Source organism: Streptomyces globisporus C-1027 (assembly GCF_000261345.2).
GTDB lineage: Bacteria > Actinomycetota > Actinomycetes > Streptomycetales > Streptomycetaceae > Streptomyces > Streptomyces pakalii.
The window spans coordinates 2288032-2300839 of the sequence record NZ_CP013738.1 but is presented as its reverse complement, the minus strand read 5'-3'; the positions used below and the strand labels follow the sequence as shown (position 1 = coordinate 2300839).

The 12808-nt window shown below is 72.8% G+C and carries 5 protein-coding genes; 3 read left to right on the top strand and 2 right to left on the bottom strand.

Going from position 1 to position 12808, the window contains the following annotated elements:
* Window positions 1-64 precede the first annotated feature (64 nt).
* On the bottom strand, window positions 65-3373 hold the full coding sequence (locus WQO_RS09895; protein ID WP_029182724.1) for a right-handed parallel beta-helix repeat-containing protein: 3309 nt from the start codon (window positions 3371-3373) through the stop codon (window positions 65-67).
* 252 nt (window positions 3374-3625) lie between these two features.
* Here WQO_RS09895 and WQO_RS09890 point away from each other — a divergent pair, with 252 nt between their 5' ends.
* Window positions 3626-4810, top strand: a complete 1185-nt coding sequence (locus WQO_RS09890) for a S8 family serine peptidase (protein WP_010064388.1) — start codon at window positions 3626-3628, stop codon at window positions 4808-4810.
* A gap of 141 nt (window positions 4811-4951) precedes the next feature.
* On the opposite strand, the gene eccCa is transcribed toward WQO_RS09890, so the two are convergent.
* Window positions 4952-8917 (bottom strand): type VII secretion protein EccCa, encoded by a 3966-nt coding sequence (gene eccCa / locus WQO_RS09885; RefSeq protein ID WP_073821285.1) that lies wholly within the window; start codon window positions 8915-8917, stop codon window positions 4952-4954.
* Between the two features lie 647 nt (window positions 8918-9564).
* Between eccCa and eccD the strand changes: the two genes are divergently transcribed.
* On the top strand, window positions 9565-10965 hold the full coding sequence (eccD, locus tag WQO_RS09880; RefSeq protein WP_030801344.1) for a type VII secretion integral membrane protein EccD: 1401 nt from the start codon (window positions 9565-9567) through the stop codon (window positions 10963-10965).
* Window positions 10966-10986: 21 nt separating this feature from the next.
* Window positions 10987-12435, top strand: coding sequence for a type VII secretion protein EccB (gene eccB, locus WQO_RS09875; protein ID WP_010064391.1), 1449 nt, complete (start codon window positions 10987-10989; stop codon window positions 12433-12435).
* Window positions 12436-12808 lie beyond the last annotated feature (373 nt).

The window sequence follows — 12808 nt, the reverse complement described above, 5'->3', positions numbered from 1 at the left end:
ACCCCACGGCGAACGCGGGGGGCGACGCCCTCCCCCTCGGCCGCGGCGTACGGCCGGGAGAAAGTCATCGCTGCATCGCCGCCACCTCCGGGGGCAGATCGTCCGGGAGCAGCAGGCGCAGGTCGTCCAGGCTCGGGGCGGACATCGCGCCGAGGCGGCCCGCCTGGCGCGTCATCATCGCCTCCAGGATCTGGCGGGCCGTCCGCGCGTTGCCGAAGGCGTGGTCGCGCGGCAGGGAGTCCACGTAGGCGTACAGCGCGGCGGTCGTCTCCGGGGAGCAGTCGTAGCCGTAGCCGGTGGCCTGCTGGGAGAGGATCTGCAACAGGTCGTCCGTGGAGTAGCTCTCGAACTCCACGGTGCGCGAGAACCGCGAGGCCAGGCCCGGGTTGGAGTCCAGGAAGCGGCGCATCTCGCGGGTGTACCCGGCGGCGATGACCACGACCTCGTCGCGGTGGTCCTCCATCAGCTTCAGCAGTGTGTCGACCGCCTCCCGGCCGAAGTCGGAGGTCGCGCCCTCCGGCGTGAGCGTGTACGCCTCGTCGACGAACAGCACACCGCCCATGGCGCGTTCGAAGGCGTCCTTGGTCAACTGCGCGGTGTGACCCACGTAGCGGCCGACCAGGTCGGCGCGCGCCACCTCGACCAACTGGCCCTTGGGCAGCACTCCGAGGGAGCGCAGCAGGTCCGCGTACAGCCGCGCGATGGTGGTCTTGCCCGTACCGGGCGGCCCGGAGAAGATGAGGTGGTTGCTGATCTTCGGGGTGGGGAGTCCGGCGGCCTTGCGCTGCTTCGTCGCGGTGAGGAGGTTGACCAGCGCGGTCACCTCGTTCTTCACCGCTGTGAGGCCGATCATGGAGTGCAGCTGGGCGAGGAGTTCCTCGGAGCCCGGGCCGTCGTCCGCCGGTGCGCCCGTGTCGGGTGCGACGTCCTCGGGCAGGAGGAGGGCCAGGTCGCTCTCGGCGGGATTCTTCATCGAGGCGAACCGGGAGGCCTGGCGGTCCACCATCTCCTCGAACACCCGGCGTGCCGCGCGCCCGTTGCCGAACGTGGCGTCGCGCGGCATGCGCTCGTAGTGCCGGGCGAGGGCCTCCCGGGTCTCTGCGGCCAGCTCGTAGCGGTGGCCCAGGCACATGTTCTCGGTGATGGTCACCAGCTCGTCCACCGAGTAGTTGGCGAAGTCGATGGTCCGGGTGAACCGGGAAGCCAGACCCGGGTTGGAGGAGAGGAAGCTCTCCATCTCGCCGGTGTACCCGGCGGCGATCACGGCGACGTCGTCGCGGTGGTCCTCCATCAGCTTCAGCAGCGTGTCGACCGCCTCGCGGCCGAAGTCGGCGCCGGAGCCCTTGCTGTCGGAGAGCAGGGTGTACGCCTCGTCGATGAACAGCACCCCGCCCAAAGCCTCGTTGAACGCCTCGGTGGTCTTGATGGCCGTGCCGCCGATCACCTGCGCGACCAGGTCGGCGCGGGAGACCTCCACGAGGTGCCCCGACCTGAGGACGCCGAGATCGGCCAGGATGCCGCCGTACAGCCTGGCGACCGTCGTCTTGCCGGTGCCGGGAGGGCCGGAGAAGACCAGGTGGCGGCTGACCTGGGCGACGGGCATGCCGAGCTGGGCACGGCGCTGGTTGAGCTGGTTCAGGTTGACCAGGTTGCGCACCTGGCTCTTGACCTCGGCGAGGCCGACGAGGGACTCCAGCTCCTCCAGCGGACCCTCGGGCCCCTTCTTCTCGGCGTCGGGACCGCCGCCCGCGACGTCCGGAGGAAGGGTGTCGCCCCAGGCGTCCGGGGCCGCGTTGCCGGCGCTGTTGAGGCCCTCGATCGTGAGGCGTTCGTTGATCCGGGTCTGCCGCAGGCCCGCACCGCGGTTGTCGCGGACGGTGCAGTCGGCGACGGTGACCGGTTCCGCGCTGTCGATCCGGATGCCGTCGCCGACGCTGCCGATGACCTGCGAGGAGGTGAGGGTGGCGCGGGAGCCGTTGGCGAGGAGGACGCCGTGGGCGCCGGAGTCGGTGATGTGGACCCGCAGGACGGAGAGGTCACCGCCGTTGTCCACCGTGATGCCGCCCGCGGCCGCGAACTCGACGGCGCAGTCCCGGACGGTCCCCCGCCCCTCCGTGCCGACGGAGATCGTGGTGTCCTCGGCCGCTCTCATGACCGTGTCGCGGATGTCGGGGTTGCCGCCCGAGGCGATCCGTACCGCCGATCCTCCCGCGCGGTCGATCTCGCAGTGCTCAAGACGGCCGCGCCCGTCCTCCGCCACCTCGACACCGTTGCCACCCGGCGAGGTGATCCGGACGCGACGCAGCAGCGGGTCGGCCCCGGTGCGGATGCGGACGGCGACCCCGGCCGCGTCGCTGACGAGCAGTTCGTCGAACTCGGCCGTCGAGTCCTCCTCCAGCAGGACGGCACCGTTCGCGTCCGCGCAGTCGCGCACCGCGCAGCCGATCAGGGTGGGTGAGCTGGAGTCGATCACCCGGACGGCCGGGGCGGCGGCGGTGTCGAACTCGCAGTGCTGGAAGGTGCCCCGGGAGCGCTCGCTGACCACGAGGCCGCTGCCCTTGGTGCGGGAGGTCCGGCAGTCGAGGAACTCCGGGTCGGCGCTCACGGCCAGCATGATCCCGGGGCCGGAGGTGTCGCTGACGGAGACGCGCTCCAGGGACGGGCGGGCGGAGCTGGTGATGTAGACGCCGACGGAGGTGTCGTGCACGGTGGTGCGCAGGACCCGGGTGCCGCTGCGGCCCTCCAGGGCGATGGACGGCTTGTCCGTGCCGGAGATGTCGCAGTCCTCCACCAGGCCCTGCGCCTCGTCCGAGGTCAGCACGCCGTTGGCCCGCGCGTCGAGGATGCGGCAGTCCCGGACCGTCGTCCGGGCCTCCGCGCCGATGACCACGCCGGAGGTTCCGAGGTTCGATATGCGGCAGCCGGCTATGACGCTGCCCGTGGGGGCGGAGTCCACGATCCCGGCGCCCTTGGGGTTGCTGACCCGGCAGTCGCGCATGGCGACCGAGCCCGACTCCCGGGCCAGCACGGCCGTCCAGCCGGAGCCGACGATCGTGCATCCGTCCATCGCCACCTGGCCGCGCGGGGCGTCGACCACCGGCAGGTCCTCGCTCCCGCCGCGCAGGGTGAGGTCGGTGAGCATGACGGCGTCGGCGACCAGGATGACGGCGGTGCCCCGGCGCGGGCAGATCTCGGCACTGCCCGGCTCCCCGTCCGCGACGATGGTGACCCGCGTCCGCACCGTCAGGTTCTCCGGGTAGCGGCCGGGGCTCACCCGGATCACCGCACCCGTGCGTGCCTTGTCCAGGGCTTCACCGATCGTCCGGAAGCTGTCCGGTTGGTCCGACCCGACCCTGAGCAATTGCCGTGACACGCCCGATCCTCCTCCTTGTGGTGCCGCTGCCCGCCTCTCCCGCCGGGGACCGGAAGGAGGTGACTGCTTCTCCCGCCGGCCCGGAAGGAAACCGGATCGCATCGGGGCCGCGCAGCTGTGCGCACGCGAGGAAGGCTACGGGACCGGCACCGCGATGTTCCAGGTGGGACAGGACAGTTCAGGCCGGAACCGGGAAGCGGGTGCCGCATCCCGTGCGGCGTACCGTCATCCGTTCGGCCTATCATGCGCGCCATGCCCCCTGCCGGATTTCGCCGCCGCCCCCGGGCCACGGCCGTCGCCGCCGCCCTGTCGCTCACCGTGCTCCCGACCGTGCTGGTCGCCTCGGGCACCACGCCCGCCGCGGCCGATTCCGTGGGACTCCCCGTCGTACGTTCCGTACTGGCGGAGGACGACACCTGCGTCGAGGCCTCCGAAGTGAAGGCCCGGTCCGAGCCCTGGACCATGGGCGCGCTCGGGGCGGCCCGCGCGAGGCCGCTCTCCCAGGGTGCCGGGCAGACCGTCGCCGTCGTGGACACGGGGGTCGGGGAGTCGGCCCCGGCGCTCGCCGGCCGGGTCACCGCGATGGGGGACGCGGGCAAGGACTGCGTCGGGCACGGCACCTTCGCGGCCGGCCTGATCGCGGCAACTCCGGGCGCGGCCGGCGGACCGGCCGGACTGGCCCCTGAGGCCCGCATCCTGGCCGTACGGGGCGCGGACGAGCGCGGCGGGTCCACGGTCGCCCAGGTCGCCGCCGGCATCCGCACGGCGGCCGACGAGGGCGCCTCCGTCATCTACGTCGCCGCCGCCCTGGCCGCAGGCAAGGCGGAGCTGACCAAGGCCGTCGCGTACGCGAGCGAGAAGGACGCCCTGGTCGTCGCCCCCCTCGCTCCGGACGCGCTGCCGAGGGACGCGAAGCCCGCCGCCTGGTACTGGCCCGCCGCCGCCCCGGGGGCGATCGGTGTCACGGACTACGGCCCGGACGGGCAGCGCCCCGCCAACGCGCCCGTGGTGGGCGGGGCGGACCTGGCCGCGCCCGGGGACGCGGTGGTGAGCATCGGCCCCGAGGGCTCGGGGCACTTCATCGGCTACGGGGCCTCGTTCGCCGCCGCGCACGTCGCGGGGGCGGCGGCGCAGGTACGAGCGCGCCACCCGAAGCTGTCGGCGGCCGGCACGGAACGCCGCCTGACCGAGGCGGCCTACCCGGCGAGCCCGCCGCGCCTGGACCCGTACGCGGCCCTGACGGCCGTCCTGACGGACGAGAAGGGGGCGGTGCCCCGGACCGAGCGGGCCGAGGTCCCGCCGCCGCCCGCGGCGGAGCCCCGTACCCGCGCGCTGATCGCGGCGGGCGTGGGCGGCGGCGTGGTGCTGCTGGTCGCCGCGGGCGCGGTGGTGATCCCGCGCGGGCGGGCCCGCAACTGGCGTCCTGCGGGGAGCTGACGGCGCTCGGGGGGTGCTGGGCCGTGCCGCGTGGGCGGAGCGGTTCAGCACCCCCCGGGACGCCGCTGAAGGCCGGGTGAGGCCCAGGTCCCGGTCTCCCCGTCCTGCCATCGGACCGGGGAGACCCGTGGGGCCCGCGGCTCAGGACTTCTCGTCCTCCAGCACGGCCGTCTGCACCTGGATCTGCTTGCGGCGCGTCACCCGCGTGCCCCGGCCCGGCGGCAGGTTGCGGCCCTTGACACTGCCCAGGATGAAGCCCTCCGACGGCGGGCACGACAGCAGCAGCGTCGGGGTGTTGACCTCCTGCATGCGCCGCAGCATGGGCTCGCCCAGACCGCGGCCCGCACCGGCGGCGGAGCGGGCGACGACCAGGTGCAGGCCGACCTCGTAGCCGAGCGCGAGGTGGTTCAGCAGCGGGTCGAACGGCGCGTTCATCGCACTGGTGCCGAGCATGTCGTAGTCGTCCACGAGGATGAACAGCCGCGGCCCGTCCCACCAGTCGCAGGTACGCATCCGGGCCGGGGTGATCTCCGGACCCGGGACGCGCGCCGCGACCGCCCGCGCCGCGCCGCCGATCAGCTCCTTGAGGGCGTCCATCGCCACCGCGTGGCCGAGCCGGTACTCGTCGGGGATCGCCTCCACCAGCGCGCGGCGGTAGTCCACGACCATGATCCGCGCCTCGGCCGGGGTGTACCGGTCCATGATGGCCTTCGCCGTCATCCGCAGCATGTTGGTCTTGCCGCTCTCCGTGTCCCCGACCACGATCATGTGGGGGGTCTCGGAGAAGTCGTGCCACACGGTCGACAGGCGCTCCTCCTCCAGGCCGATGGGCATCTTGAAGTCGCCCTTCGGGGCCGGGAGTTCCGACAGCTTGAGCCGGGTCGGCAGCATCCGTACCTGCGGTGCGGGCGGGCCCTGCCAGCTCTCGCGGACCGCCGCCACCAGACCGGCCACCCCGTCGGAGAGGTCGTCGGCGGACTCGACGCCGTCGATGCGCGGCAGCGCCGTGAGGTAGTGCAGCTTGGCGTCCCGGGTCAGGCCGCGCCCAGGGAGCCGGGGCACGGTCGCGGCGCGCCGGTTGTCGATCTCGGAGTCCATCGGGTCACCCATCCGCAGCTCCAGGTGGGTCGCCGCCTGGTCCCGGATCGCGGAGGTCACCTCCACCCAGCGGGCGGTGGTGACGATCAGGTGGATGCCGTAGTTCAGACCGCGCGCGGCGATCGCGCCGAACGTCTGGATGTACCGGTCGAAGTCCTGGCGCACCGTCGACCAGCCGTCGATCACCAGGAACACGTCGCCGTGCCGGTGCTCCGGGAACTCCCCGGCGGCCAGCCGGCGGCGGAACGTCGCCATCGAGTCGATGCCGTTGTCCAGGAAGAACCGCTCGCGTTCCGCCAGCAGGGTCGTGACCTCGGAGATCGTACGGCCCACCCGCTCGGCGTCCAGGCGTGCCGCGACCCCGCTGACGTGCGGCAGCCCGGCCAGCCCGGCGAGCGCGCCGCCGCCGAAGTCGAGGCAGTAGAACTGGACCTCGCGCGGGGTGTGGGTGAGCGCCAGCGCGGTGATGATCGTCCGCACCATCGTGCTCTTGCCGCTCTGCGGGCCGCCCGCGATGGCGATGTGTCCGCCCCCGCCCGAGAGATCGACGGTCAGCAGGTCGCGCAGCTGGTCGAAGGGGCGGTCGATGATGCCGAGCGGGATGGTGAGCCGCCCGCGATGCGACGCGTCGGTCGTCAGCCCGTACTCGGGGTGCGGGGTGAGCGGCGGCAGCACCTGGTCGAGCGTGGCGGGGAGGTCCAGCGGCGGCAGCCACACCTGGTGGGCCGGCGGGCCTGCGGTCAGCAGCCGGTCCACGGCCACGGAGAGCAGGGTCTCGCCGGTCTCCTCGTGCTGCTCGGGCTCGGGTTCCGGGGTGTCGGGGAGCTGGCGCGGTACGACGTAACTGCTGGTCCACGGCACGGTCTGGCTGGCCACCCGCGCCTGGTTCGCGCTGCCCCGGCGCTGCTGGTAGGGGCCGGAGACGTAGGCGGCGCGGAACCGGGTCAGCGCCTCCACGCCCGACTTGAGGAAGCCGCTGCCGGGGGCCGACGGCAACTGGTAGGCGTCGGGCACACCGAGCACGCCGCGGCTCTCCATCGCGGAGAACGTCCGCAGACCGACCCGGTAGGAGAGGTGGCTCTCCAACTGGTGCATGCGGCCCTCGTCCAGGCGCTGCGAGGCGAGCAGCAGGTGCACGCCGAGGGACCGGCCGAGACGGCCGATCATCACGAACAGCTCCATGAACTCGCGGTGCGCCGCCAGCAGCTCACTGAACTCGTCGACGACGACGAACAGGCTCGGCATGGGCTCCAGCGGGACGCCCGATGCGCGGGCCTTCTCGTAGTCCAGCGCGGAGGTGTAGTTGCCCGCCGAGCGCAGCAGCTCCTGCCGGCGCATCAGCTCGCCGTGCAGGGCGTCCTGCATACGGCCGACCAGCGCCGCCTCGCCCGCCAGGTTGGTGATGACGGCGGAGGTGTGCGGGAGGTCCTCAAGACCCAGGAAGGTGGCGCCGCCCTTGAAGTCGACCAGGACGAAGTTGAGGGTCTCCGAGGAGTTCGTCAGGGCGAGCGAGAGGACCAGGGTGCGCAGCAGCTCGCTCTTGCCGGAGCCGGTGGCTCCGATCAGCATGCCGTGCGGTCCGGTGCCGCCCTGGGCGGACTCCTTGATGTCCAGCTCGACCGGCTCGCCGTCCGCGCCGACCGCGATCGGCACCTTGAGCCGGTTGGGGCCGGTGTGCTGCTGCCACAGGGTGTTCGGGTCGTGGCGGTGCAGGTCGGGTATGCCCAGCAGTGTGGTCAGTTCGACGTTTGCGGAGAGCGGCTCCGAGGAGTCCGACGCCGAACCCAGGCCCATGCGGTACGGCGCGAGCCGCCGCGCGAGCGAGACTGCGCCCGTCAGCCCGAAGGTGTCGGGCCGGCCGAGCCGGGTGACCTGCTCCTTGCGCTCGCGGTCGGTGCGCACCAGGCCGAGTTCGTCCTCGTCGACCGTGAAGCGCAGCGTGATGCGGCCCGGGCGCCAGGAGAGTGCGCCGCTGAGGTCCAGGACGACCGTGTTGCGGAAGCCGGGACCGTCGAGCCGGTGGCCTGCCGGGATGACCCCGCCGTCCACGACGATCACGGTGAACGGCTCCTCGCGTCCGGGCACCGCGTCCGGGTCGAACTGCGGCCGCTCCATGAACTCGGCGCCGAGCAGATTCTCCAGCTCACCCCAGGCGGAGACCGTCATCCGGGTCGGGCCCGCGCCGTCGGTGTCGTGCGGGTGGAGGCTGTGGGGGAGCCACTTCGTCCACTCCCAGTCCGCGCGCCGCTCGTCGGAGACGCAGAACGTGATCCACACGTCGTCCGGCGAGTGGAAGGTGGCCAACTGACCGAGCAGCGCCCGCACCAGGGAACGTATCCGCTCCTCGTCCCCCTGGAACAGCACACGGGCCCAGGCGCGCAGGTAGATCGCGATGGGCTGGTCCGGAACCGTCGAGTAGGCGCGGATGAAGCTGCGCAGCGCGTGGGCGCTGAGCGGCTCCAGGTCCTCCACGGGGTTGGTCGAGTTCGACGCCAGCTTCAGGCCCAGCTTCTGCTCGCCGACGGCCATCCGGATCTCGCCGAAGTCCTCGTCCCGGGGGCGCCGCTCCCACAGCCGGGTGGTGCCGGTCAGCGACCACAGCGCGGCGGGCTCCGGGTGCCGCCATGCCAGCGCCAGTTGCTGGTCCACGACCGCGCCGCGCACCTTGCGCCGGATCTGGGTGAGATAGCGCAGATAGTCCCGGCGCTCGCCCTTGAGCTTCTGCTTGCGCTCCGCCGCCCGGCGCATGAACTGGCCGATGAACATCGCCGCGGCGCCGAGCACCATCAGCCCCAGGGCGATGTAGATGAAGCCGCCGGAGCCCCGCGTCATACCGGGACGCATGAACATGAACATCATCGAGACCGACATCAGCGCCATCGGCAGGTACGTCCACACGGCGGAGGTGTCGGGCACCGTCTCGGGGAGGACCGGTGGCTCCTGGAGGTTCAGCTCGCCGTCGGGCATCTCCGGGCCGCGGCGTCGGGCCGGACGGCGGAACAGGGTCACACTCAAGGAACCGTCTCCTTCAGGGGCATGGGGGGAGAGCGGGCGCAGCGGCGTCGCAGGGCACGCCGCCCGCCGTCGACCGGGGGCCGGGACGCGGACAGGCCTTCGCCGTGCACGCACCCTACGCCGCGCCCCGGCCGGAGCAGAAAGCCCGCCCGGGGCTTCCGCGGTGGGCGGGAGGGGGCCGGACGGTCATGTCACAGTTCTGCTACATCATGGCTTCGGGGCAGGGCCCGCGCGGCCGTTCGCCCGGCCGGAAGAGCGCAAACGGAAGCGCTTCCCGGCCGAACGGGCGCCTGTGGAGCCTTTCCCCTGCCCGGACGGGCGCACACGGAACGGATTTCGGGGCCGGACGGGCAGACGCGGAGCTATTCCCCGGCCGAAACCCCGCATGCCGAACCGCCCTTCGTGCCCGTGCGGCCGACCGCGCCGCAATTCGCCGGACGCGGAGGGCCGTTTCGTATTCCGTGGCGCGGGCCACGTGGTCCAGACTAGGCCGCTGATATTACGATCGCCGTATCGGTCGTCAACAACCGTCGCCATCACACGGTTTGGAACCCCCCACCGAAGCAGGGTGTTCACCGGTCCGCCGGCCCCTGTTCCCCCGCCCGTTCTCAGCCGTAACCGGAGAAGCGTGAGCCATCCCGATGACTGACACTCAGGTGGCCGAGCTGTGCCGTCTGACGGTACGAGCTCCTGCCAAGAGCATCGATCTCGCCGTGCCCGCCGACGTCCCCGTGGCGGACCTGCTGCCCGCCGTGCTCGGCTACGCGGGCGACAACCTCGAAGAGGCCGGTATCGACCACGGCGGCTGGGTCCTCCAGCGGCTCGGCGGCGAGCCCCTGGACGAGGAACTCACCCTCGACTCCTACGGGCTGCGGGACGGCGACACCCTCTACCTCCGGCCGCGGGCCGAGGCCCTGCCCGAGGTGCACCTCGACGACCTGGTCGACGGCATCGCCACCACGATGCGCGACCACCCCTTCGGCTGGACCCCCAAGGTGAGCCGCTGGGTGCTCCTCGGCATCGTTGTCGCGATCCTCGCCGGCGGCGTTCTGGTGATCGCCTGGCCCGGCGGCTCCTCGCTGTCCCGGTCCGTCTTCGCCACCGCGGCCGGCCTCCTCCTGCTCGCGGGTGCGGGCGCGGCGAGCAGGGCGGTCGGGGACGCGGGCGCCGGAGCCGCGCTCGGCTTCATGGTCGGGCCCTACCTGGCGCTGGCCGGCTGGCTGCTGCCCGGCGGGGAACTCGGCGGGCCGCACGCCTACGAGACCCTGGGGGCCCGGCTCCTCGCGGCCAGTGCGGCGATGGCCGGCGGGGCGGTCCTCGCGCTCGCCGTCGTGGCCGCCTTCGCCGCCCTCTTCCTGAGCGTCGCCGTCGTCTCGCTGTTCGCCGCGATCGCCGCCGTCCTGCTCCTCACCACCGACCTGGCGCCGGTGCACGCCGCCGGGATCCTCGCCGTCCTCGCGGTGATCCTGGGGGCGTTCGTCCCCTCGCTCGCCTTCCGGATGTCCGGGATGCGGATGCCCCCGCTGCCGACCAACGCCCAGCAGTTGCAGGAGGGCATCGAGCCGCACGCCGCGTCCGCGGTCTCGGCCCGCGCCATCCTCGCCGACGGCTGGATGACGTCGCTCTACGGAGCGGTGGGCCTGGTCGGCGCCGCGTGCGTGGCCGTCCTGGCCCGGGAGCGCGAGCTGGCCGAGATCATCATGACGGTGGCGCTGTGTCTCCTGCTCGTCCTGCACGCCCGAGGCCTCGGCAACATCTGGCAGCGCATGTCCCTGGTGGTCCCGGGAGTCTTCGGGCTGCTCCTGCTGGTGCTGGTCGCCGCCCCCGCCGCCTCCCCGGGGAGCCGTCTGGTCACGGCCGCGGGGCTGCTCGCGGCTGCCGCGGCGGTCGCCATCGCCGCCTGGACCGTGCCCGGCCGCCGACTCGTCCCGTACTGGGGCCGCGCGGGCGAAGTGCTCCACTCGGCCCTCGCGATCGCCGTGCTCCCGCTCGCCCTGTGGGTGCTCGGCGTGTACGGCGCCCTGCGGGCCATCAACGGCTGACCGGAAGGGAGAACCGCTGCCGTGCAGTCGAAACGCGACCAGGTCCAGGCCCACATGTTCGTCATGGGCCGGCTGACCTCCGGCATGCTCCGCGCCGACCCCGACGCCCCGGAGAGCCCGCAGGGGCGCACCAACCGGGGCGTGGTGATCGGCATCGTGATAGCCGTCCTGCTCTCGGCAGGCTCCTTCGTCCTCGGCCTCCTCAAGCCCGGCACCAAGGACTCCTGGCGGGCCGCCGGAACCCTCGTCGTCAACAAGGACACCGGATCCCGCTACCTGTACCTGGACGGGCGGCTGCGTCCGGTGCGCAACTACGCGTCGGCGCGGCTGCTCGCGGGCGCCGACATGAAGGCGGTGGCGGTCGGCTCGAAGTCCCTGGACGGTACGCCGCACGGGGCGCCCATCGGTATCAGCGGCGCCCCGGACGCCCTGCCCGGGAGCGCGGACCTGGACACGGGCCCCTGGCAGGTCTGTTCGGGCAGTGCAACCGGAAGGACCGGCACCACCGTCGCGGTGGGCCTGCCGGCGGACGCCACCGGCCTGCCCACCGACCAGGCCATGCTCGTCACGGGGCCGGACAAGGCCGACTACCTGGTCTGGCGCGGCAGCAAGCTGCTGATCGACGAGGACACCCGCGCCCGTGAGGCCCTCGGCTACGCCTCCGTCTCCCGGCTGCCCGTCTCCGCCGCCTTCCTGAACGCCCTGCCCTCGGGACCCGACCTGCGCCCGCCGAACGTCCCGGGCAAGGGCAGGAAGGGCCCCGCGCTCGGCGGCGGGGAGTCCCGGATCGGCCAGGTCTTCCGGGTCACCGTCCCGGGCTCCGCCGACCGCTACTACCTGCTGCGCCAGGAGGGCCTGACACCGCTCACGGCGACCGGGGCCGCGCTGGTGCTCGGCGACCCGGATACCCGCGAGAAGGTGTACGGGGGAGGCGCGGCGAACGTCGTGACGCTGGGCGCGGACGCGCTGAGCGGCCGACTGGCCCCCGGCGCCCAGGGCGGCGCGGACGAGGCGAACCTGCCCCCGGAGCCGCCGGAGGTGGTGGCCCTCGGCGAGGACCGCACTGTATGCATCCGGGTCCAGCCGAGTGAGCGCGGACCGCGCATCAGCGTGGCGCTGACCGGAACGGGCTCCCTGGGGCCCGCCGCGCAGGCGCCGCCTGAGGGCCTCACCCCGGCCTGCATGCCGGTCGGCACGATCAGCGTGCGGCCGGGCGGCGGAACCCTGGTGCGGGCGCTCGGGGCGAGCGGGAGCACGGTCGGCACCACCGTCTACCTGGTGACCGACACCGGGATGAAGTACCGGGTCGGCACCGCAGACGGCCTCGCCGCCCTCGGCTACAGCGAGGGCCAGGCCCGAGGCCTGCCGGCGCCGCTGCTGGCCATGCTGCCGACCGGGCCGGACCTCACCAAGGAGGCCGCGGCCCTGGGCCGGAACACGAACACGACCCCGCGCTGCGCGCGGACCTGAGGGACCGACGGATGGTTGTACCGAGGGAGGTGAATTTCTCGTGACGCGTCTGATAAAGGCGTGCGTCGTGACAACCGGAGGAGGTGATCCACCGTCCTCTTCCTCGAAGGGATCTGCCCATACCGTTTCCCACGGCGGGCATTGCCCGCTCGGGCGCGGGGAAACAGATCCATTCGGAAAGTGATTCCGCAAGGGGCGAACCTCAGATCCCCATCAAATCTCCTTCGCGAATCACCCCAAAAGCGGGGTCGGGGCCGAGAAGATGACGCAAGCCATTGAATCCTCAACGCGCCCTTCTTTAGGCTCCGTTCGTCCAGACCATTCGGACGCCGGTCTTCCGGCCGCGTCCGGCCAGGCACGCGCCGCGCGGGAA